The sequence below is a fragment of the Bacteroidales bacterium genome (assembly GCA_026418905.1).
GTDB lineage: Bacteria > Bacteroidota > Bacteroidia > Bacteroidales > DTU049 > JAOAAK01.
Genome location: JAOAAK010000044.1, coordinates 1 through 24,072 on the forward strand (window position 1 = coordinate 1; position 24,072 = coordinate 24,072).

A 24,072-nucleotide genomic window follows, 5' to 3' on the forward strand; every position below is an offset into this window, starting at 1 on the left:
AATTGTAAAAATACCTGTCTTGATATCTTTACAATAACTGGGATAAATAACAGTAACCCTATATTTTTCAGATAAAGCTTCTGCATGTCGACGTACAAAAAGACCAAACATTTTATCACATGGGGATGGATACCATGCAGACAAGAAAACTAGATGTTTTTTTGTAACGTCCATTTTACTTCTTCATGACTCAATCGGTAAAATTAAACAATTTTACTATGAGCCTTTAACTTTTGTTCATTCGTTATCACATAGCAAAAAAAATTTACTCTTTAGCATTGATCATAATTCATATCAACGTATTCGCAAATCTTCGTCTTCTGCATGTCTCGTAACGCAAAAAAAACCTATATCATCTTCAACATCACTGAAAAGTGTAACAAGTTCTTCATCTAATTGAACAAGGTAATTCTTGCTTTTTTCATATACAACAAAATTATTTTTTCCTTGTAGCTTTACACATTCGGAATGCACTAAATGTATGGTGAACTAAACTAATGGAATTAATGACTCTGTTCTTCTTATTGACTTTCTTATGACTTAATCAATAAGCAAAATATGTAGTTTATATTTTCTTCTGTAAAAAAAAAGCATACTCCAAAATTATGTTTGTGTGAATCAAAAAAAATTTCAAACAAAAAACTTTGCTCTCAAAAATTTTTTACTTTTGTTATCTTATTGCATAAATAAAACATTTCCGTTCATGAAAAATTACATTTTATTTATCATGTTAATCGTTTTGTTTTCATGTAAAGTGAAAGTCAAAAAAATAGAACAACCCACAAAAGATATCTTGCGTGAGAATACTTTTACCTCATCTAGTAGTGAAACTTTATTTAAGATTGATACCGTTTACGAAAAAAATGAGTTGTTGTATGTTGTTTTTTCCTACCATGCCAAAGAAGCTGCAGAATTTGATCTGGTGTGGAATTCCATGTGGATCAAAACTTATCCGCCTAAAACTACATTTGAACCCTATATGAAAAATTATACTCCCGGGAAAAAAGCTTTCAAGCATTATTGTGCTTTCAGTCTAGACAATTTTAATTCATCGAGACCTTTTTATCTTAATATCAAAGGATATCCACATTCCATTTTTTTAGATAAGTTGGACTAAGGTAATATTTTATACAAGGTAATAGTAAATATCAAAGTAGTATAAGGAGGAATTGGACTATCAATGGAACTTTTACCAAAAGCTTTAGAGCTTGGAATTATCCATTGAGCTTTTTCCCCTTCCCTCATATGTAACAATGCTTCATTAAATCCTTCAATCAAGTCGGGTGATCCTACAATAACAACGATAGGATTGAATGGGTCGGTTCTGTCGAAAATCTGACCATCAATAAAAGTAGCCTCATAAAAAACGAGCACTTTCTGTCCGGGAACAGGCTTTTTCCCATAACCCTGCTTTATCGGAATATAGTATAAACCCGATGGTAACGGGTTAGTTTTAATTTGATTAATTTCAAGGTAAGTTTGTAAATCTTTTTGTTCTTTTTCACGCAATAATTCGTATTGTTTTCGCAAATTATCTTCGATGATTTTTTTTTCAACTTCGAATTCTTCTTTGCTTTTTCTTTCCAAAATCTTGATTCTCACATACATCATGCTATCGTCCTGAAGATATTCTGGAATTGTCTGATATCCCATTGTTTTTACAAAGAACGAATCGACACGAACTTTAAAAATACAACTATCTCCTACGTGCATCTTTAAAAGCCCTTTCATGATGTCACCTTCAAATGATGGACGATGTATAGGAATCCAAATAGGAGTTATTTCTTTTTTTGAATCGAAAAAAATACTGTCTTTTAAAGTAGCGTATTGCATAGAAACACAAACAATATCCCCCTCCTGGATCTGTAAGCTATCTTTACTTACATGAACTTGTTTCATGAACAAATTTCGATCGATTTGCTCGAAATCACTTTGATTTTTTTTACAAGAGAAAATTAGCAGAAGAAATATCAAAAAAAATTCATTAAGAAGGTTTTTTAACCTGTACAACTTTGACTTCATAAATGAGTATAGATTTTGGTGGAATGTTTTCCGATTCTGTGACCCAACCATAAGCAAGATGTGAAGGTATTATAAAAAGAGCTCTATCACCTTCGCATAATAATTGCAAGCCCTGAGTTAAACCAGAAATTTCTGAACTATATCCAACAATAATTTTTTTTGGACCTTTATCTCTAGAAGACTCGATCAAGACATCATTAATTAAGCGTATGTGATAATGGAATGTGACTTCATCTTTCTCTTCAATGGGAGACCCTTTCCCTTTTTCCAAAATTAGATAGCGCAAGCCAGAAGATGTTTTGATAGGATTTATATTGTGACGGGCACAATAATCTTCGATTTGCATCTCATCAGAACGTGAATAATATTGGTTGGCTTTCTCTAAAGCTTTATTATACTTGGTAGGGTCAATTTCAGGCCTATTTTCCGATCTTTTTTCCTGACAACTAAGAAAAACAATCATTATTGCAAAATATAACCATTTTTCCATGCTTCATCCAAAGCTTTTATGAACAAAGATACAGCACTTTCCATGTCGCCGTAAAAAAAAGCACCTGAGGCATTGCGATGTCCTCCACCTTGAAAATATTTTGTTGCTATATAATTTACATTATATTTTTCTTCTGAACGAAAACTAATTTTAATGTATCTTTCAAATTCCAAAAATAATGCAGTTATACCAATTTCTTGAATTCTAAGACCAAAATTAACTAGTCCTTCTGTATCACCTTTTTGGTAATTAAACTTTCGTAACTCAGCCTTAGAAAGTGTCATATATGAAGATTTAAATTCAGGAAGGATTGTTAGTTTTTCAAGTAAAGCATACCCTAACAACTTTAGTCTACTTTCCGTATAAGTGTTGTATATTTTTTCATGGATTTCTTTGGGATAAATTCCATATCGCATAAGCTCTGCAGTTAACTCTAACGTTTTATCTGTAAAGTTCCCGTAAGCAAATCGATTGGTGTCTGTAATAATTCCCGTAAATAGGCATGTTGCAATATCTTTGTCCAGTAAGCTTTTGTCAAGGTAATTGATAAATTCAAGTAAGATCTCTGATGTCGACGATATGTGAATAGTTGTTAATTCAATTTCAAAAATTTTTTCGGGGTTTTCGTGATGATCTATAAGAATAAATATTTTGCTATTGGCACTTTTTACAGTCAAAAGATAGTCGGCAAGAATGTCAGTTCTATGCAAAGCATTCATGTCAACAAAAAAAATCACATCCGAACTTTCTATACAGCTTTTACATTTTTCTAATTCTTTTCTTGCAATCAAAATTTTGTCAATTTCAGGCATCCAGAGGTAATAGGATGGTATATCATCTGGAAAGATGACCTGTACATGATGTCCTAACTTTTGAAGCAGCATAAGCAATGCTAGAGATGATCCAATAGAATCACCGTCTGGATGAGTGTGACTAAGGATGACAACCTTAAGAGTTGGCTGTTGTATAAGTTGCTTAAGTTTTTGAAAAACTTCTTTTTCCAAAATTTACTATTTTTGAAGTTGCAAAGTTAAAAAAAAATCTATGGCAGGAAATGTTACTTTGGCAATGATTAAGCCCAAGGCCGTTGAATCCGGACATGTGGGTGCTATTCTGCACACCATTTGTGCTAGCGGATTCCGCATTAGAGGGCTTAAGATGATGAAGTTTACGAAAGAACTGGCCGAAAAATTCTACGAAGTTCACCAAGGAAAAGATTTTTACGAACCTTTAATCGAGTTTATTACATCAGGTCCCGTTGTTGTAGCTTGCATTGAGGGAGATAACGCAGTAGCCTCTTTTAGAGAACTCATGGGTGCTACAGATCCAAAGCTTGCTGGGCCTGAAACTATTCGTGGAAAATTTGGAACATCCGTACTTGCCAATGCAATTCACGGCTCTGATAGCGACGAAACTGCCATCCGTGAAATTGAATTGGTTTTTTCTAAGGAAGAAATATTCTAATTCTAAAATTATACTTTCTTTCTTGGTATTAGTTCATCAAACGTATTGTCGTCAAAAACGAGAATAATACTTTTAATTTTTTGTTCGAAGTTGGTACATTTTAGTTCTTTTATATTTACATTGTTGTTCGTTTCATTCTTATCAATTTGATTCTCGGAATTTGTTTTTTCCCTTAACATAGGTCCCCTATCTAATATTAACCAATCGGGATTAATTTCAGGAAATTTTCGAAGAATTTTTTCAATCAATGTTAAACTTGGCTTATTTCTTCCATTCATAATATGTGTCAACGCAGAACGTTGAATACCTATCATATCGCAAAAAGCCGATGGGGACATTTTTGCCCAATCAATGATCATTTGAATTTTTTCATTCATTAACGAACAAAATTTTACTGTTTACAAATATAAAAATAATTGTTACTGGATTAAGACTGTATTGCAGGATAATATTTCATCAATGATTTCTGACGTTTGTTTAAAATTGTAAACAGGATGCATCTTGAAAACGAGTTTTGTTTCAGTTTCTTGAAGAAGCGTTCTTTTAGCATGTTTTAATACGAATTGAAGGAGATTATTAAAAATGGGAGAAGAATAAAATGGATTGTTTTTATCCTGAACAAAATGAAAGTATAATACATTCTTTTTTAGGATTATTTTTTCAATTCCCGCTTTTCGTGCTTTCCATTTACAACGAATCACATCGAAAAGTGATAAAGTTTCAGGAGGAATTGGTCCGAAACGATCTTGAAGGTAATCAATAAATTGCTGAATTTCATCTTGATCAGTAAGATCATTTAGTTTTTTATATAATAAATACCTTTCATGAGAGGACGAAACATATGTATCGGGTATGAGAATAGATAGATCTGTTTCAATATTAACATCACTGACGTAGTTCAAATCTTTTTCTTCGGAATATAACTCAGCAAATTCATCACGTTTAAGTTCTTGAATAGCTTCATCAAGAATTTTTTGATACATTTCGAAACCTATTTCTGTGATAAAACCACTTTGTTCGGCACCTAGTAAATTTCCAGCTCCTCTTATATCGAGATCTCGCAAAGCAATCTGAAAACCACTTCCAAGATCTGAAAATTCCATGATGGTACGAAGACGTTTTCTTGCAGATTCAGTTAGTAAAAAATCGGGAGGTGTGAATAAATAACAAAAAGCTTTTCGACCAGAACGCCCTACTCTGCCTCTTAGTTGATGGAGATCGCTGAGTCCAAACATATGAGCATTGTTAATGAAAATGGTATTGGCATTAAGAATATCGAGGCCAGATTCGACAATGGCCGTAGATACGAGTACATCAGTTTTTCCCTGATAAAAATCCAACATGATGCTTTCAAGTTCTGATGCCTTGATTTGTCCGTGTGCTACAGCGATTTTAGCTTCTGGAACAAGTTCGTGAATAAGACGAGCTATCTCGTCTATGTTTTGGATGATATTATGTATGAAGAAAACTTGACCACCCCTGTTTAACTCAAAACGAATAGCATCTCTGATCAAATCAGGTGAAAATGGCAATACCTCGGTATGGACAGGATATCGATTAGGAGGAGGTGTTCTAAGCAAACTCATATCTCGCGCCCCCATCAGGGAGAACTGAAGCGTACGTGGTATAGGAGTAGCTGTAAGTGTTAACGTATCGACATTCTCCTTAAGCATACGAATTTTTTCTTTAGCAACTACTCCAAATTTTTGTTCCTCATCAATAATAAGTAGTCCGAGATTATGAAAACGTATTTCTTTACCTAGAAGCTTATGTGTACCTATGATGATGTCGATTTCCCCTCGAAATAATTTTTCAATGATTTCCTTTTGTTCTACGGGAGTTTTAAAACGACTTAAGAAATCAATGCGTACATTGAATTGATCAAGTCTTTCACGAAATGTTTGATAATGTTGAAAAGCAAGAATAGTTGTTGGAACAAGCACGGCCACCTGGTACCCATCAAGTACGGCCTTAAATGCAGCTCGCACGGCTAGTTCTGTTTTTCCGAATCCAACATCGCCACAGAGAAGTCTATCCATTGGAACGGGTTTTTCCATATCTTCTTTGATCTCCTGCATAGCCCTTATCTGATCTTGTGTATCTTGGTACATAAAAGAAGCTTCTAGTTCGAACTGTAGGTAATTATCAGGTGAAAAAGCAATTCCTTTGGAAGCTTTCCGTTTAGCATAGAGTTGAATGAGTTCTCGAGCTATGTCTTTTACTTTCTTTTTGATTTTGTTTTTTTTGTTTTGCCATGCTTGAGACCCTAATTTGTCCAGTTGGGGGATTTGCCCATCTTTGCCAACATATTTAGAAATTTTATGTAGTGAGTGAATGTTAACATATACTTCATCGTTGTCGCGATAAATTAAGCGAATAACTTCTTGTTCTTTTCCGTTAATGATCATTTTTTCAAGACCAGCAAATCTTCCTATTCCATGGTTAATGTGAACCACATAATCTCCAGGTTGAAGATGAATTAACGTTTCAATAGAAAGTTGGTCAGGCTGATCGAACGAAGAAGAAAAAAGATTTTGTTTAACTTTCTTAAATAGTTGATGCTCGGTATAAAATGCTAATTTTAAGTCAGGAACTACAAAACCCTCATTGAGGTTTAATTCCTTAAGTTGTACGAAGGAAAATATATCATCATCTTCGCTACTTAAATCTTCAAGTATGCTTTCAAGACGAGATAATTGCTTTTTGTCGGTCGAAAATATATAATATTTCCATCCTAATCTGCCATCTTCAATAATTTGACGTATAAGCCAATCGAACTTCCCATGAAACAATGGCTGTGATTTAAAGTGAAAATCTACTACATAATCAGACAATCCAGATAAAGAAACATGCACGAAGCTATCAAGGGCAAGCAAAATTTCATTTAAGTTCACTAACTTTAACTCGGTATTTTCATTTATTTGTTGCTGAATAGACTCTTCCTTTTTTATTAGCTCGGATAATTGAGTTGTGATTAGCCAAACGATTGTTTTTTCAGGAGGAAGTAACGATAAAAAATTTGTCCCGGGAGATATTGAATTTTTTTTCAAATCAGGTAAAAGAGTTATACTATCAATGCTCCTAATCGTTAGTTGATGAATTGGATGAAAATATTTAATTTTTTTAATCTCATTATCGTCAAAAATGATTCTTACGGGATAATCTTCGGCAAAGGAAAAAACGTCCAAGATACTCCCTCTCATGCTGAACTCGCCAGGGGAACTTACCATGTCTGACCTGATAAAACCAGTTTCTTGCAACCACTCGGACAAAAACAATGGATCAATTTCTTGTTCAATGTGAAGTGTAACCTTTTCTTGCTCAACAATTTTTTTTGCAGGTACTGGATGAACAAAAGCCTGTGGATATGAAATAATAGTTAAAGGCTTGTTTTGATAATAATGGAGTATAGATTTGTTTCTATGGAGGAGATGATGTTTGTTTTCGTGTGAAATATTGTATTTGCTTTTATAAGGTGTTGGGAAAAAGCAAATTTCCCGAATATGTTGTTTGAAATTTTCCTCTAGTTGCGAAAATGATTTAAAATCATCCATTAAATCATATGCTTCGTCAAGATCATCACATACAATAAGTTGATGATAATCAGGATATATTTTTTGTACGTAAAAAACAATCAATGGTAAGGAAGAACCTGCTACTCCTTGAATCTTAATCCTACGTATCGATGGTTCTGAAAGATAGGCCCCTAACTTCTTAAACGCTTCAAGTTGGAACAAGTCGGAAAAAAATTTCATATGGGAATTTACTCATTCAGTTTTGTTTGTGCTTTTAATATCCATTCTTCGACAATGTTTTCATCAGGGATAGTAATGTTTAGTTTCATCTTCTTTTTTAAAACGTTAAGATCGGCAAAAAGTTTAGAAGAACGACTCTGAGCTAAATCTTCTAGCCCATTGATGCCAATATGAGGGAAAAATTGAATAAGGTCTTTATCAATACCAAGTTGCACAAAATCTTCATCAGAAAAAATTTGCCTTTTCTCGGGTTTCATTTGAGGGAAGAAAATAACTTCCTGTATAGAAGTTGTATTGGTAAGTAACATGGTAAGTCGATCAATACCAATGCCAAGGCCAGCCATGGGAGGCATGCCATATTCCATGGACTTTAAGAAGTCCTCATCAATGACCATAGCTTCTTCATCACCTTTTTCGCGTAACTTAAGTTCTTCGATGAAACGTTCTCTCTGATCTATAGGATCATTTAACTCAGAATAAGCGTTGCAAAGCTCCTTTCCATTGACAATCACTTCAAATCTTTCAACTAATCCTGGTTTTGATCGATGTTTTTTGGCAAGAGGAGACATTTCGATCGGATAATCCATGATAAATGTCGGTGAGATGAGTTTGGGTTCCACCGTTTCACCAAATATTTTATCAATGATTTTGCCTTTCCCCATGTAAGGATCGATTTCAATCCCGATATTTTGGGCAATTCTTTTTAGTTCTTGCTCATCAGCATTACTGATATCATAACCCGTATACTCTTGAATAGCATCATACATCGTCAACCGTTTCCATGGTCGTTTGAAATCAATTTCTTTTTCGTCATACACGATTTTAGTAGTTCCAAATAAGGATTGAACAATATATTCAATCATTTCTTCGACGAGTTCAGCCATCCATATATAGTCTTTATAAGCAACATATAATTCAAGTTGAGTAAATTCAGGATTGTGAAAACGGTCCATGCCTTCGTTTCGAAAATCCTTACCTATTTCATAAACTCCATGAAATCCGCCTGTCACAAGCCGCTTCAAATAAAGCTCATTGGCAATTCGTAAATAAAGTTTAGTGTGTAAGGCATTATGGTAAGTTACAAAAGGTCGCGCTGTTGCACCACCGTATATTGGTTGAAGAATGGGAGTTTCTACTTCTAAGTAGCCACGCTCATCCAAAAATGTCCTAATGAGTTTGATAATTCTAGAACGTTGAACAAAAACTTGCTTTACCCATGGATTGACAATAAGATCAACAGTTCTATTCCTATATCTTTGTTCTGGATCAGTGAAAGCATCAAAAGTTTTTTCGTCTTTTTCTTTGACTATGGGAAGAGGTCTAAGAGATTTGCTTAACAATTTGAATGATTGAACGTGGATAGAAAGTTCTCCCATATTTGTAAAAAAAACAAAACCTTCTACTCCAATGATATCGCCAATGTCGAGTAACTTTTTGAAAACCGTATTATACAGGGTTTTATCATCGCCAGGACAGATGTCGTCTCTTTTGATATATAATTGTATTTTACCAGTTTCGTCTTGAATATCCACAAAAGAAGCAGCACCCATAATACGACGAAGCATGATCCTTCCTGCAACACATACCTGTTTTTTTTCCTGGGCAAAACTTTCAGCATTTTTTCTGATTTCTTCAATAGTAATGTTTACGGGAAAAAGCTCGGCTGGATATGGTTCTATTCCTAACGAACGTAATTGATTTAGAGCTTCACGCCTGATGACTTCTTGTTCACTTAAATGCATTTTTTTTGCAAAATTAATTAAACCTCTTATTGTTTAAGAAAAATTATTAAATTTGCAAGGCTTTTGGGTTGTTAGCTCAGGTGGTTTAGAGCGCATGCTTGACAGGCATGAGGTCACTGGTTCGAGTCCAGTACAACCCACTAACCAAATATAATATCGATCATATTTTTAATTTTGGTTGAATTACAAAATCCGTTTTTTTCAAGAATAGCTTTTCGACGTAATATTTCATGCGATGAAAATGGTTTATTAAAAAGATCTTGAATAATTTTTTTCATCATTTCAGGGTTATCTGCAACGTAGCAAAGTTCTTCAAGATGAGTACCTCTTACCATGTTCGAATTAACAATGACATGTTTTCCTCTGTATAAAGCATACAATAATTTTAACTTGATGCCTGTTGCCTGAAAAGTTGGTAAAATGTTTATTTGTGCTTTTGAAATAAGATTTTCAAATTCGGTTTGGGTTAGATTTTGCAATAATTTAATGTGAGGATATTTTTGGGCAAGTTTAACAAGACGATGTGGCGGTTTGTTTCCAGCAATGTAAAAGGGGACTGAAAGAGATGAAAAAACTTCTTTGATAAGGTATTCAGCAGCATAACTGTTTTCACTCACATCTAAACTGCCATGGTAAAGAGCAAAAGGTTCAGCTTCGTCTGAAACGACTACATCGTCAAATGGATGAAAAGCACTAATATGAAAAACTTGAGAATGATACTGTTGATAGTGTATGACATCTTTAGGTGAAATAGCAAGGATGCCATTTGCATAAGGAAGAATCTTTTTTTCGTAATTTTTAAGTTTTACTGATTCAAGACAGAGATAAATCTTATATGGCAATTTTTTTTCTGTCCGAGAAAGTGATTTATAGTATTCATGTTCAACATTATGCATTCGTATAAATTGTTTCCTGTCGTGCAATGATGGATGCGAGATAAAAAAAGTAGTATGGATTCCTTCGTAAAGAATCGGGTAATTGTCTTGAAGAAGATGACCAAGTAAGGTTTTATCGTTTCTTGAATAAACTATGTATGGTTTTTTTGAAAATAAAGATAACCAGCCATCCCTTGGATAGTAATATGTCTTATAACACAACCGTTCTATTTCTGGCGATGGATATCTGTTTCCATATTGAAATACATGCAAGATGACTTTAATTCCAGCTTTATGCAAATATTTCAATTTGTAATAAATATCAATAGCTCCACCATAATTGGCGGGCCATGGGATATCGAACGCAACTACATGCAAATACCTATCACAATGTAAAGTATTCATCAAGTTTTTCTTTAAGCTTTATTTTTTCTATGTCCCAATGTAATTCTGCTGCGGCACGTCGTGCGTTTTTTTTCCAATAAGATAATCTGGCTGGGTCTGATAACATATAATTAATTTTTTCCCCTATATGTGACGGTTCGTGTGCTGAAATGGTTAAACCAACATCGTATCTATAAATGATCTTTCTCAACTCATATAGATCCGAACTTAGGACAGCAAGACCAGCATGTATGTAATCAAATAATTTATTTGGCAAACTGCACCTGTAATTGATACTCAGTGGCTTATCCAACGTAAGTCCAATATCTGCATTTGCTGTATAGTGGTATAATCTTTCTGGCGGCATTTGTGGGATGATACGAACTTTATCAGATAAATTGTTTCGTTTGACAAGATCAGGAAGATATGAAAATACATCACCATCTCCAATAATAAGAAGTAAAGCATTATGTACCCATTTCATGGCAAGTATTGCTTCCTCTACTCCCCTTTCAATGTTAATTCCTCTACCTTGAATAATTAAAATAAAAGTATCTGTTGGCAGACCAAGTTCCTTTCGTGAAAGAGGGGTTAAATTATCCCGCCTAATAGGTACGTTTCTTATAACTAGAGTTTCAATACCATATAATCTCCTATAAATACGAGCAATTGAATCATTTACCGTTATCATCCATGATAGATTCTTAAAAGAAAATTTTTCTATTAATTTCCAAACCCAAGCAACGAATTTTCTGTTTTTTAATTCAGGTACACCAAGATAGAATTCGTGACTATCATAAACGATTTTTTTACGTTTGATTTTACTAACAAGCACAGCAGGTAAGAGTGTATCTAAATCATTGGCCCAAACCAGGTCAAAACGATGTTTTAATAGATACCATAAAAACGTCATGTTGAGAGATGCATAAAAAAGGAAACCTTTATTCCATGGTAATTTAAACCGTCGAGAAGGAAAACCAAATAGGCTCGCATCCATGCTTTGAGGAAGGAGCCTTCCTAAGACACATATTTCATGCCCCATTTCTTTTAAGAGAGAGCACGTGCGTTTCACGCGTTGGTCAGTAACCAAATCATTTGATACAAGAACTATGATTTTCATGTGACTTAAGGACGTTTCCCGTTAAAAGGTTCACAAGGATTACAACGAAATTGAAGTGTTATTTTAAGATTTCTTATCTCCTTATGATCAACGACACTAATGGGACTTTGATAATATTTTTTACAACTTGGATCAGGTAGATGAGAACATAAATGGATCGAATCAAGCATGATGGTAATTAAATTAAACGCTGTGTCTAGCATCACGTAACCTTCAGAATCGGTAGTTACTTTTGTGATCTTTCGATTGTCATAACTGATAATTAAGTATGTATTTGAAAGAGGATGTTCCCGACTATACCATTCAAGCATTTCTTCCGTTGGCTTAACTCCGCCACAATAGGGATATCGATAAAAAAACTGAACTTTGACAAAAGGTTTATCTTGGAATTTAAGCAAAGGAAAGAAGCATGAAGCTACGAAAAAAGGTATCAAAAGCAAGTATAACTTCATCGCATATCGTTTACGATAACCCCTGGGTAATCTTTTTCATTAAAAGTAAATCTGCTTTCGAATACTTTGGGGTTTTCTAAAAAATTAGTTATGGTATAAGAAAAAGTTGAACCGTTTTTATCATAAATGGTGGAACGATACAAAATACCTTGTGTTTTATCTATTTCAAGTCTTATTTTATAGAACGACTGAGTTTTTAATGGGACAAGATCTATGGTTTGAATGATTTTGTTGCCCATGGGTGCTTCTTTGATAAACTTGGAACGATAGTTTTTTTCATAAGCCGTAAGTATTTTATGGGGGGTATTTAGATTATTCGTATCTACATTATTTATTTGTACTTCATTTTCGTCTTTGATATATGTCCATACAGTTTTTCCATCACATATAATAATTTGATTGTCTAGATACAAACGGTATTTATCTCCCTTAATGTAAATACTACCGTTTTTGGACTCATTAACGTTGTTTTTAGGATTTGAGATAGTGAAGGTGAATTCAAACTTCATAGTTTCATATGATTTGTATTTTTCAGAAAGTTTTTGTAAAATTTCCTTTGATTTTGGATCATCAATTTGAGCTTGAAGAATGAAAAAACAAATATTAAATGCTACAATGAAAAGGGTTTTCATGATATCGTATTTTTATTTAGAAGGTTTGACAAAAATTGTTCCAAATGATTTAGATCTTTGACCAGAACATCTCTTGGCTTGCTTCCTTGAGGCGGGCCAACAATACCAGTTTGTTCGAGTTGCTCAATGATACGTCGTGCTCGAGCGAAGCCAATATTAAGTCTTGTTTGCAGAAGCGAAGTAGAACCTTGTTGAGAGGACACAACTATCCTAGCTGCATCCCCAAATAAACGATCAAGATTTGCTACATCTTGCAAACTCTCACCTTGTTCTTCTTCTGAAACTTCAGGGAGTAAGAATGGGTGTGGATATCCTGGCTGATTAGAAATGAAATCCACGATTTTCTCAATTTCATCCGTATCAACGTAGGCACACTGAATGCGGAGAAAATCGTTTCCATGAAGGTAAAGCATATCACCCATTCCTATGAGCTGCTCTGCACCATTATAATCCAGGATAGTGCGGCTATCCACCTTAGACGAGACACGAAAAGCAATACGAGCAGGAAAATTAGCTTTGATTTTGCCAGTGATCACATCTACAGAGGGTCGCTGAGTAGCAATTATCAAATGAATACCCACGGCACGAGCCAGTTGGGCAATACGAGCTACAGGTAGTTCAACTTCCTTTCCAGCGGTCATGATTAAATCAGCAAATTCATCTATAACAACCACAATGTAAGGCATGTAGTGATGTCCTTTTTGCGGATTTAACCTCTTTTGAAGATATTTCTGGTTATATTCAACAATGTTTTTTACACCACCTTCCTTCAGAAGATCGTAACGCCAATCCATTAATTTTGTCACAGAAGTGAGTGTTTTAACTACCTTTGAAACATCGGTTATGATTGGTTCTACTTCATCGGGAAGTTTAGCAAGGAAATGATTTTCTAATTTGTTGTACGGAGCCAACTCAACCTTTTTGGGGTCAATGAGAATAAATTTTAATTGACTTGGATGTTTCTTGTAAAGTAAACTGCTGATAATAATATTAAGTCCGACGGACTTTCCCTGCCCTGTAGCACCAGCAATCAGAAGATGTGGTAGCTTTGCAAGATCCGATACAAAAGGTTCATTGGTTATGGTCTTTCCTAAAACGAAAGGCAATTCTCCAGAGTGGTTCTGAAATTTGTCTGTTTCCAACATACTTCGAAGAGAGACGATTTCTCTTTTCTGGTTAGGAACTTCGATGCCAATCGTACCTTTCCCAGGTATGGGAGCAATGATACGGATCCCTAAAGCGGAAAGACTTAAAGCTATATCGTCCTCAAGATTTCGAATCTTACTAATTCTGACACCAGGTGCGGGAACAATTTCATACATGGTCACGGTCGGTCCTATAGTAGCTTTGATCTTTACGATGTCAATTTCGTAGTTACGAAGAGTTTCTATAATTTTTTTCTTATTTTCTTCTAATTCTTCTCGAGTTACTCCCGTCTCTCCCCGACCATGATAAGTAAGCAAATCGAGGGAAGGAAAATTGTAACTTTTCAGAATTTCAAACGGATTTTCTACATGTTCAACAAAATTGTCATCACTAATTTCGTCATGAAGAACACTCTTATTTAAGTAAGGTGGTAACTGGTCATCTAATTTTAGTGGTATAACCTTTCTTTCTTTTTCAAAGCTATTTATTTTATCCTCAACTTCGGCCTCCAAAAGTTCGTTTGATACTTCCTTGGAAATATTATCATAATATGATGGAACTGTGTCAACGTCTTCTTCTAGGTCAAGTTCAATTTCTGTTGCTTTTGACACAGGTTTTGAAAGAACTTCCGTAGCAGAAACATTATCAAGCTCTGTAGACAAATTTTGTTCAGTTGATGCCAGTTCTGGCTCTATTGTGATTTTTGCAGAATTATTTTCAATATTCATAGAGGTAGAAGTAGAAACATTATTAACATCAGTAAACAGTTTTTTGTAAAACTTCTTAATATATCGTGGAATCAAAAGAAAAGTTATAACGAACGCTATTAAAAATAAAATTATACCTGTAAATATTTTTCCGAATAAGTTTTGAAGCAAGTTGATAATGTTTTTTCCTATGAGACCTCCCAAAACAGGTTGATCATAAAAAAGGAATGCCATGAGGATAGAAAAAAACAAAGTTAAAACAATCGACATTGAAAAAGTTTTGATCATATCTAACTTGATCAGATACATCCCTCGTAAAGAGAGAATAAATAGAAAAGTAAGTAAAACAAAACTACCGATTCCAAACGACTGTTTTACAAAAATAAACCCAAGATAAGCCCCAATTTTACCTCCAGCATTGGCAGGTGTTATGTTGAAGTTTGTTGAATCTTTTCCCAGGGCTTGAAGCCATATATCATCTTCCATCCACGTAAATAAATAAGATACAAATGAAATAAGAACGTATAGACTAAAGAGGAATAACAAAAGTGAGTAAACTAAAAAAGCATCTTTGGAAAATAAAATTTTAAAAAATTTTTTTAATGAAAAGTCACCCTCACCATGTGTTAGGTCTTTCTGATGATTTTTTGGAGTTGCAAATTTATTGACAAGGTCTTCACCTTTTCCAGACTTTTTCATGAGGGGGGTAGTTTTAAGGAAATTTTATTCCTCACCGCCACCAAACATTTGCTTAAGTTCGTCTTCTGATATTTGTTTAAAATCGGAAGGAATAAGGAAATCCGTTTCTTTTATTTTAACTTTTTTGGTAATTATTTCGGTAACAGTAAAAGTGACTTTTCCTTCCTCTGTTTCGTAGGTGTACTCCATGGGAAAACCTTTAAGACCTGGAAAGTTATTCAAAAAATTATATTCAGGACCTGCTATGCTTTCGTTGTAGTAAACTACATACGTCTTGTCCTCACCATATTCGTCTTTGACAATGTACTCAGCCTTATGAGCGACCATACCTGCTATTTGCTTGGTTTCATCAAGGTAATTAATGGTAGGAGATGCTTCTTTCATTTTTTCAATAAATTTCTCCTTCGTTACTTTTAAATAAAACTTTCCATAAGAACCAGCATCAATTAAAACAATCTGACTTGAATCTTTACCATTGTTAATGGTTTTTAGAGTTACACCAGGCAAAATCATTTCAGTTAAACTTTTTTTCCCTAGGATTTTTAATTCCATGCTCTTAGGTTGTTGAGCGAGTATGGTGGGATCCCAATTTCCGTCGTAAGAAATGGAATATTTGACAATACCCTTAAATTCTTTAGTTTTGCTTTTTTGGGAAAAAACCAATGTTGATGAAATTGCACATATAAAAAAATAGAAAAATAATCTTTTCATACCTCTTCTTTTTGCAAAGGTAAAAAAAACATGAAATCCTAAATTTTTATTTTTGCAAAAAGAAAATGAAATTAACCAAATATATTTTACACATTGTTACTCTATTTCTACTCTCTTCCTGCCGAACACCTCAAAAAGTGGAAGACTTCCTACGAAAAACAAATATTTTTTCTGACGTATGGTTTTCAGTTGAAAGCGATATATATTATTTGGAAAAATGGGAACATGTCGATGATAGTATAAAAGGTATTACTGTCATATATTCACCAAAAGACACACTTTATTACGAGGCACATCGTATTTTTTCTCAACATAATCAAATTCTTCTTTGTTCACAAGCCGGAAAATATATTATTCAAAACATAACCTGCCTAAAACTTCATAAAGCCAGAAAAAGAAAAGTTGTTTTTAAAAATGAAGATCAAGGGGTTGAATATGTTGTTAAAAAGGATTATCTAATCCTTAAATCCTGGATTTACACCGAAGATGGTAAAAACATCGAAAAATTCAAACTTTACCGTAAAGGTAAAACATGAAAAGATTTTTTATTTTTCTTTTATTAAACTCTATTAGCTTTTGCATCAGATCACAGCTTGATACGATAAAATTCATTGATAGTCTTTTGCGTTGCATGACAGTGGAAGAAAAAATTGGTCAGCTTATTGCTTTTCCTGTTTACTCCAATAGAGATGAAAAATACGTAATGAAAATCATAGATACGATTCAAACTGTTCAACCTGGTTTTTTAATCTACTTTCAGGGAACGATCAAAAGTCATGCTGACATTCACAATAAAATTATCTCCCTTTTTAAAATACCACCTTTTTCCTCGATGGATGCAGAATATGGAGTTGGTATGAGGTTAAAGGATGCAATAACCTTACCACGAGCAATGACATTAGCTGCTACTCAGGATACAATGCTTACTTACCAGGTTGCTAAAGCAATTGGTGAGCAGTGTAAAAAGCTTAAAATACAAATAAACTACGCTCCTGTAGTTGACGTTAACAATAACCCCCTTAACCCTGTTATCGGCAATCGTTCTTTTGGATCAGATCCTAATGCAGTAGTGCTTTTTGCTAGAGCTTATATTGACGGGTTATCCAGTATAGGTTGTTATTACGTTTTAAAACATTTTCCCGGTCATGGTAATACTCATGAAGATTCTCATAAAACTTTACCCGAAATCAAAGACAATTCTCAAATACTTACTGAAATACACTTAATGCCGTTTCAGAAGCTTATTCAAGAAGGCCGAGACTGGGGAATTATGATAGGGCATCTGTATGTACCTGCAATTGACAAAAAAAAACACCCCTCTACCCTTTCTTCGAAAATTATCCAAAATTTACTTATTGAAAAAATGGGTTATAGAAATCTTATTTTTACGGATGCATTGACTATGAAAGGCATCTTGAAAAATAACAAAGCTGGTCAAATTGAAGTTGGGTGCCTACTAGCCGGAAACGATATTCTTCTCATGCCTAGAAACGTTTACATTGCTTTGGACTCAATAAAATTTGCCATTCAAAATAATAAATTACCAGAAAAACTCATAGACAAAAAAGTAAGAAAAATTCTCTATTACAAACTTAAGTCTGGTTTGTTTTCTACTAATTTAAGAATTGATACTACAGGTTTGAATAATAAAATTAATCAAACGCGTTTTGATACACTCAAAAGGCTTGTTTATAGTAAGAGTATTACACTCTTAAAAAATGATAGTTTTGTTCCAATTAATCCAACGTTGAGATGGGCTGTGATTTCATTTTACCCGGATACTTTTTCCATATTTCATAGAGAATTAAAAAAATTCTTGGTTTTTTCGAACTTTTCAATCATTGATACTACTTCAAAAAAAGAAAAAATCTTAGAAACACTTAAGCAGAAGTTAAAAAATATCGATGCATTAATTATCTATTTGCCTCGTAAATTGAAAGAAAATGCAATAGAACAATTTTATACCACTTGGCTACCTTTAATCTACGATTTGGCTACTCTAAAACCTTCTATCTTGATTCTAACAAGAAATCCTTATCATGTAAATTATTTTGATAAGATAAATGTCTTTAAGGCTATCGTGGTAAGCTATGAGAGAGACAGTCTTGTTGATTGGACTATAGCACGTAACCTAAGTGGTATCTACCCCTTCGAAGGGAAACTTCCAGTTTTTCTGAATCAACAATTTAAAGATGGATATGGAATTCGTACTAATTTTTTCTCAAACATGCTAGAGGATTACTTTGTAAAACAAGATTTGAATTCAAACTATTTAGATTCTATTGATATTCTCGTTCAGAAATCTATCAAAGACGGTGTTATTCCAGGGTGTCAAGTGCTCATCGGATGGAAAAATCAAATCATTTACCATAAAGCCTTTGGCAAACATACATATGAAGGAAATACGACGGTTAGTTTAGAGGACTTGTATGATTTGGCTTCTTTGACCAAAATTTTAGCAACAACCCTTGCTATCATGAAGCTTTATGAAGAAGGAAAAATAACACTTGAAGAACCCATATCAACCTATTTACCCGAGCTTCGGAATAGTTCCGTGGGTCAGACCAATATTGCTCGAATCCTGACGCATTCAGCTGGATTTCCTCCATACATTGCTTTCTATAAAAGAACTCTTGAGCATAAGAAACCTTCTTCGAAATATTATACGAATTCTCCTGATTCTCTTCATAGCATTGAGGTAGCTAAAGATTTGTTTTTGCTCAATTCCTTTTCTGATTCAATAAAAAAGATCTTGTTTTCGATCAATCTGAATCCTAATCAAGGGATGAGATATAGCGATTTGGGTTTCATTATACTGGCATGGATAATCGAAAGAATTACTCAATTACCGTTTGATCAATATGTATATGAAAACTTCTACCGCCCATTAGGCTTGAACTACATCGGATTCAATCCAAAACATTGGTATCCTCTCGAACGAATTGTTCCTACGGAAATAGATACTGTTTTCCGCAAGCAACTTGTGCATGGCTATGTTCATGATCAGACTGCCGCTATGTTAGGCGGAATAGCAGGTCATGCGGGGCTTTTTGCAAATGCATACAATGTTGCCGTTATTATGCAAATGCTTCTGAACAAAGGCTCATATCGAAATGTTCAATTCTTTAAACCTGAAACTGTCATGAAATTTACCAACACCTTTTATGATAAAAACTATAAAGGTTTGGGATTTGACAAACCCAACATGCGAGGAAATGTTACATCGTTTGCCTCTCCTAAAAGCTTTGGACATTTTGGTTTTACCGGAACATTTGTTTGGGCGGATCCAACTCATCAACTAGTTTTTGTTTTTTTGTCCAACCGGGTGTATCCATCTGCTGATAATTGGAAAATAAGAGATACCAATCTGCGTGGAAAATTACATGAATTTGCATATAAAGCCATTTTAAAAGATTGATTATGATTTCGAAAGGTAATTACTCTCCAAATTTTATTAACAATCGACCTTATCTTTGGCTCACGGGAATTGTTTTCCTTACGTTTTTTGCTTATATTCAGACTTTTCAGTTTGAATTTATATATAACTGGGATGATGCTGGATATGTTCTTAAAAATGAATACATTAAAAAGATTACTTGGGAAAACATTTGGCTTATGCTAACGAAATTTTACATGAGCAACTATCATCCACTCACGATGCTCTCATATGCGATTGATTATGCCGTTGCTGGTGAAAATCCGACATGGTATCATATAATCAATGTGTTGTTTCATTTAATCAATATAATATTGGTTTTCAAGCTTTTATATAAGATCACCTCAAATAATTATGTAAGTCTAATCATTGCTTTTTTGTTTGCTTTGCATCCTATGCATGTAGAGAGTGTCGCATGGATATCGGAACGTAAAGATGTACTTTATACATTCTTTTTTCTATTAGCTTCGATCATTTATCTTGATTGGCTATCGAATAAAAAATTAATTTCTTATCTCAATGTAACTATTTTTTTCATTTTATCTCTTCTGTCTAAAAGTAACGCTGTAGTTTTTCCTGTTGTTTGTTTTGTTTATGACTATCTAAAACAAAGAAAATTGACGAAATCTGTATTCATTGAAAAATTACCGTGGTTGTTGCTTTCATTTCTTTTTGGGATACTTGCTCTACAAAGCCAAGAAGAAGCTATTCAGAATTTAAAAGATAAAATTGCATGGTGGGAACAACTCTTACTTGTTAACTATGGAATTTTATTGTATCTAATTAAGTTTTTCGTTCCATTCAAACTTAGTGCTTTTCATCCTTATCCTTTGAAGACAGATGATTTCTTCCCTTGGTATATTTATGTATTGCCTTTTTTAAGTCTAATTCTTCTTTCTGCCTACCTAATTTATGGAAGAAAAAATAAAGAACTTACTGCAGGTTTACTCTTTTTTTTCGTCGTAATAGCACCTGTAATACAGTTGGTTCCTGTAGGTGGAGCTTTAATTGCTGATAGGTACACTTACGTACCATACCTAGGATTATCTTTTTCGCTACTTGCTATACTCAATAATTTTAAGCAAACTCAATTAACGAACGTTCTCCTAGGAATTTGGCTAGTTTTACTTGCCCTTTTTACCTGGAATCGTATTGGGTATTGGAAAAACGGAGATGTTCTTTTCACAGATGTACTGAAGAAATATCCCAAAAGTCCTTTTGCATGGAACAATCGAGGCTTTTTGTATTGGGATTATTATGCTATTAAAAAATATAAAGATCATCCTATAAAAAAGGATTTGTACGTTAAAAAAGCTTACGAAGATTATACCCGTGCTATTATGTTAGACACCACATTTTATCAGGCATATCTCAATCGAGCCATTTTGCTCTACAACATCGGGAAACCTGAAGAAGCATTGGCCGATTTTCATAAAGTAATCAGATTTGATCCGCAAAACAAAGATGCTCTCTTAGGACGTGCTAATACACTCAGTACACTGAAGCGTTACGAAGAAGCCATTCCCGATTATGATAGTTACCTTAAGATTCAACCAAACGACGCCAAAGCCATTTTATGGAAAAGTATAGCCTTGGTAAAAACTCATCGTATCGACGAAGGTTTGTTACATCTGCACCGATCGAAAGCATTAAATCCCAAGGATTATGAAGTTTATTACTGGCTAGGACTTGCCCACTTTCATCAACAACGAATGGATTCAGCTATTTATTATTTCGATCTTACTCAACAATATCATAAAAATTTTGCTGAAGTGTGGGATTGGGAAGCTTTAGCCTATCAGCAATTGAAAAACTATGACAAGGCATTGTTCTATTATGACATGGCCATACGACATAATCCTGCCAATTGTGTAAGTCGAATAAACAAAGCATATCTTCTCATTTCTTTAGAAAAGTGGAACGAAAGCCTCGAAGAAATTAAACAAGGGGAAAAATACGGTTGTACTATACCTCCTCAACTTTACCAAAAAATACAACAAAAAACGAAATGATTATTTTACAATATCCCATTCACCATACATTTGATGATAGACAAGTGCTCCCGATTCAGTTGTCCAGGTGGCAAAACCGTTGTAATTCCATCCAAGATAGGGTGAATAGCCACCAGTAAGGGTTGTGATAAGATAACCGTTCCCTACATGACCAAAGTATCGAGCCATATCAGCAGGCCAGGTTTGATCACCTGCCGATGGATCGACAGGCACCCACCCATAATCAGGTAAATAAATTTCAACCCAGCGATGGAAAATATCGTCCATATCGCTTTCTTCACTTCTTTTTACCACTGAACCAGCAAAACGAGTTGGTATGCCTGCTGCTCTACACATAGCTACAAAAACAAAAGAATATTCAGAACAAGAACCAGATCCTCTTGCAAGTACTGTAGGAGCTGGATTCCAACCTCCTACTCTTTCATAATGTAATTTTTGAATGATGTACAAGTATATCTTCCATGCCTTGAAAAATGGGTCTGTTTCAGAGCCAATAGCTTCTTTTACAGCCTGTTGAATAATAGGATTTTTAATGTCGAACTTTTCATCATCTCGCAAGTACAGTTTTTTGATATCTGCAGGTGGCTCTGATGGCTTCTTAGTTTTTTCAGGGAAGAAAAAATAACGCACATCATAAAGGGTCGCCTTTACATTCATTTCAAACGAGGCTTTATGACCGGCTTCTATATTCAAAGCTTGAAAATGTGCCACCCGCTGATTCCAGTCGTCTTTTAAAATTAGAGCTTCGGTGGGAAAATAAGAAATACCACCTTCTATTTCTTGATGAAGAGAATTTTCAGGAATGGCAATATAAAAATTAGCTTCGAGAATTTTTGAAGAACCAAAATTATAAAGTTCATGAATGAATGTTAATTGAACTTTTCTTGGTTTTGATCTTTTCCATTTCTGCCCATCTTTGAGAATGATTTTGTATATACTGTCACTTTGACTGTCCACGACCCAAAGATGATTACTAGCAAAACTTATATCTTGGACATACTCACCTGGTGCATCCAACGTATTTAGCACATAACCATTTTCTGGGTCTACCATGTATATTTCGTTTCGCAGATGATTGGCTATCCAAAGATACTTTCCATCGTAAGCCAATCCTTTGCTTCCAGGTGCAGGATAAGTTAATTCAACAATCGCAGTTCCATCGTTACCATTAAAGCTAATAAGTTTTTTAGAAGCTTCATCAACAGTCCACATGTATTTTCCATCAAATACAATACCCATGGGTCTCGAAAATGGTAATTCTTGCGATTGTAAAATTTTCCCGCTAGCAGTGTCGATTTTGTATAAAAAACCTTGATAGTAATCGTCAATCTTAGGTATCCCCCCTCTTTCGTCAGTAAGCAATAGATATTTTCCATCAAACGCAAGTCCCGTTGGCCAAAATGATGGACAAGGGATTGATCTAACTACGGAACCATCTTCTCTAAGCTTAAAAATTTTCATCGTTTTCTGATCAACAACCCACAGCCATTTACCATCCCAAGCAATACCTGTGCATATTGCACCTGGTGCAGCTAAGGTCAACTTAACTTCGCCAGGGAAGGAGTAAAGTTGGACACAACTAACAAACATAACTACTCCTAAGAAAAAAGAACAAAATTTCATGTTTTTTTTTACAATTATATGTATTTTTTTCATAAATTTTTACTATTTTTGTACAAAAAGTTTTATGAAGAAAATTATATTATTTAATCTTATCATTTTGGGGTTTTGTCACATAGCTCTTTCGCAAGTGACGATTGATTCAATTAAATATGACATTTCTATACGAGACGAAAAACCCATACTTAAAATGCAATTGGTCAATAATCCCCAAGAGTTTTCAAGTTACGATCTTAAAAAATCTTCCGAAATATCTTCATTAGAAGATCAACTTGAACTATTAAGAAAAGAGATAGAAAGATTCGATAATTGCGAATGTCAAGAGAAATATATTTTGCAAAGTAAGATTTCGAAATTAGAAAATTATATAAAAAATTTAAAAGAAAATAAACCATGAAATTGTTTTTTTTAAAAGTCACATTCATAATTGCATTTTTGTTTTACGTTTTCCAATTATCTTCCCAACCATGTTCTTCTATTCAATCCATGACACTTAGTACTCTCTACACATTGACTAATTTGCCAACCACCGGTAATGATTGGTCAAATTATACTGGATGTGCATGGAATGAACCGGGCGATGAGTTTGTTTTTTCGTTTACCGCTCCTGCTGATGGTTACTATAATTTTCTCATGAATCAAACAGCTGGTAATCCTGATTTCTTCCTTATGTCAGCTTGCAGTAATACTTCTACAAATCTTTTGAATGGATGTTGGGACTATGGGACAACTACCCTATATTTAACGGCAGGTACTACTGTTTATTTAATTGTGGATAATGCTGGCTTCCTACCTGCTTCATGTC

At 34.2% G+C, this 24,072-nt stretch carries 20 protein-coding genes and 1 tRNA gene; 8 read left to right on the plus strand and 13 right to left on the minus strand.

Translation table 11 applies throughout. The annotated features are described in order from the left end of the window. The first annotated feature begins 703 nt into the window (after positions 1 to 703). A complete protein-coding gene (locus N2Z72_08430) occupies positions 704 to 1,117 on the plus strand; it encodes a hypothetical protein (protein MCX7697699.1) in 414 nt (137 codons plus the stop codon). Here N2Z72_08430 and N2Z72_08435 read toward each other — a convergent pair. The 3 genes from N2Z72_08435 to N2Z72_08445 all read right to left on the minus strand — a co-directional run bounded on the left by N2Z72_08435 (position 1,114) and on the right by N2Z72_08445 (position 3,516). Continuing rightward, positions 1,114 to 1,899, minus strand: a complete 786-nt coding sequence (locus N2Z72_08435; GenBank protein ID MCX7697700.1) for an FKBP-type peptidyl-prolyl cis-trans isomerase — start codon at positions 1,897 to 1,899, stop codon at positions 1,114 to 1,116. The genes N2Z72_08430 and N2Z72_08435 overlap by 4 nt on opposite strands. Positions 1,900 to 1,984: 85 nt before the next feature. Continuing rightward, the gene (locus N2Z72_08440; protein MCX7697701.1) at positions 1,985 to 2,512 is read right to left on the minus strand and encodes an FKBP-type peptidyl-prolyl cis-trans isomerase; all 528 of its coding nucleotides are present in this window, start codon (positions 2,510 to 2,512) and stop codon (positions 1,985 to 1,987) included. Then, positions 2,485 to 3,516 (minus strand): DHH family phosphoesterase, encoded by a 1,032-nt coding sequence (locus N2Z72_08445; GenBank protein ID MCX7697702.1) that lies wholly within the window; start codon positions 3,514 to 3,516, stop codon positions 2,485 to 2,487. Before N2Z72_08445 ends, N2Z72_08440 begins: the two co-directional genes overlap by 28 nt. 40 nt (positions 3,517 to 3,556) lie before the next feature. Between N2Z72_08445 and ndk the strand changes: the two genes are divergently transcribed. Further along, a complete protein-coding gene (ndk, locus tag N2Z72_08450; protein ID MCX7697703.1) occupies positions 3,557 to 3,976 on the plus strand; it encodes a nucleoside-diphosphate kinase in 420 nt (139 codons plus the stop codon). An 8-nt stretch (positions 3,977 to 3,984) separates the two neighbouring features. Here ndk and N2Z72_08455 read toward each other — a convergent pair whose 3' ends face one another. From N2Z72_08455 to lysS, 3 genes are read right to left on the minus strand one after another with little or no spacing between them, the layout of a single operon-like run. Further along, positions 3,985 to 4,353: a helix-turn-helix domain-containing protein gene (locus N2Z72_08455; protein MCX7697704.1), complete on the minus strand. Its 369-nt coding sequence runs from the start codon at positions 4,351 to 4,353 to the stop codon at positions 3,985 to 3,987. 42 nt (positions 4,354 to 4,395) lie between these two features. After that, positions 4,396 to 7,731 (minus strand): transcription-repair coupling factor, encoded by a 3,336-nt coding sequence (mfd, locus tag N2Z72_08460; protein ID MCX7697705.1) that lies wholly within the window; start codon positions 7,729 to 7,731, stop codon positions 4,396 to 4,398. A gap of 8 nt (positions 7,732 to 7,739) precedes the next feature. Continuing rightward, a complete protein-coding gene (lysS, locus tag N2Z72_08465; protein MCX7697706.1) occupies positions 7,740 to 9,473 on the minus strand; it encodes a lysine--tRNA ligase in 1,734 nt (577 codons plus the stop codon). A gap of 65 nt (positions 9,474 to 9,538) precedes the next feature. On the opposite strand from lysS, the gene N2Z72_08470 reads away from it, so the two are divergent. After that, positions 9,539 to 9,613 (plus strand) — tRNA-Val (locus N2Z72_08470). On the opposite strand, the gene N2Z72_08475 is transcribed toward N2Z72_08470, so the two are convergent. Genes N2Z72_08475 through N2Z72_08500 form a run of 6 tightly spaced genes read right to left on the minus strand, consistent with a single transcriptional unit; the run spans position 9,614 to position 16,199 of the window. Then, positions 9,614 to 10,753, minus strand: a complete 1,140-nt coding sequence (locus N2Z72_08475) for a glycosyltransferase family 1 protein (GenBank protein ID MCX7697707.1) — start codon at positions 10,751 to 10,753, stop codon at positions 9,614 to 9,616. Then, positions 10,734 to 11,852 (minus strand): glycosyltransferase, encoded by a 1,119-nt coding sequence (locus N2Z72_08480; protein ID MCX7697708.1) that lies wholly within the window; start codon positions 11,850 to 11,852, stop codon positions 10,734 to 10,736. The genes N2Z72_08475 and N2Z72_08480 overlap by 20 nt, the downstream gene beginning before the upstream one ends. 5 nt (positions 11,853 to 11,857) lie before the next feature. Further along, positions 11,858 to 12,304 carry a hypothetical protein gene (locus tag N2Z72_08485; protein MCX7697709.1) on the minus strand — a complete coding sequence of 149 codons (447 nt, stop codon included), beginning with the start codon at positions 12,302 to 12,304 and terminating at the stop codon, positions 11,858 to 11,860. Continuing rightward, the gene (locus N2Z72_08490) at positions 12,301 to 12,936 is read right to left on the minus strand and encodes an outer membrane lipoprotein carrier protein LolA (protein MCX7697710.1); all 636 of its coding nucleotides are present in this window, start codon (positions 12,934 to 12,936) and stop codon (positions 12,301 to 12,303) included. Before N2Z72_08490 ends, N2Z72_08485 begins: the two co-directional genes overlap by 4 nt. Next, positions 12,933 to 15,488 carry a DNA translocase FtsK gene (locus N2Z72_08495; protein ID MCX7697711.1) on the minus strand — a complete coding sequence of 852 codons (2,556 nt, stop codon included), beginning with the start codon at positions 15,486 to 15,488 and terminating at the stop codon, positions 12,933 to 12,935. Before N2Z72_08495 ends, N2Z72_08490 begins: the two co-directional genes overlap by 4 nt. 24 nt (positions 15,489 to 15,512) lie before the next feature. After that, on the minus strand, positions 15,513 to 16,199 hold the full coding sequence (locus tag N2Z72_08500; GenBank protein ID MCX7697712.1) for a hypothetical protein: 687 nt from the start codon (positions 16,197 to 16,199) through the stop codon (positions 15,513 to 15,515). Positions 16,200 to 16,264: 65 nt separating this feature from the next. Between N2Z72_08500 and N2Z72_08505 the strand changes: the two genes are divergently transcribed. From N2Z72_08505 to N2Z72_08515, 3 genes are read left to right on the plus strand one after another with little or no spacing between them, the layout of a single operon-like run. After that, on the plus strand, positions 16,265 to 16,735 hold the full coding sequence (locus N2Z72_08505) for a hypothetical protein (GenBank protein MCX7697713.1): 471 nt from the start codon (positions 16,265 to 16,267) through the stop codon (positions 16,733 to 16,735). Continuing rightward, on the plus strand, positions 16,732 to 19,617 hold the full coding sequence (locus tag N2Z72_08510) for a serine hydrolase (protein ID MCX7697714.1): 2,886 nt from the start codon (positions 16,732 to 16,734) through the stop codon (positions 19,615 to 19,617). The genes N2Z72_08505 and N2Z72_08510 overlap by 4 nt, the downstream gene beginning before the upstream one ends. Before the next feature lie 2 nt (positions 19,618 to 19,619). After that, positions 19,620 to 21,647, plus strand: coding sequence for a tetratricopeptide repeat protein (locus N2Z72_08515; protein MCX7697715.1), 2,028 nt, complete (start codon positions 19,620 to 19,622; stop codon positions 21,645 to 21,647). On the opposite strand, the gene N2Z72_08520 is transcribed toward N2Z72_08515, so the two are convergent. After that, positions 21,648 to 23,270 (minus strand): hypothetical protein, encoded by a 1,623-nt coding sequence (locus N2Z72_08520; protein ID MCX7697716.1) that lies wholly within the window; start codon positions 23,268 to 23,270, stop codon positions 21,648 to 21,650. A gap of 64 nt (positions 23,271 to 23,334) precedes the next feature. Between N2Z72_08520 and N2Z72_08525 the strand changes: the two genes are divergently transcribed. Beyond that, entirely contained in the window at positions 23,335 to 23,664 is a 330-nt protein-coding gene (locus N2Z72_08525; GenBank protein MCX7697717.1) for a hypothetical protein, read from the plus strand. Then, on the plus strand, positions 23,661 to 24,072 hold a 412-nt coding region (locus N2Z72_08530; protein ID MCX7697718.1), incomplete at its 3' end, for a hypothetical protein. The genes N2Z72_08525 and N2Z72_08530, both read left to right, overlap by 4 nt.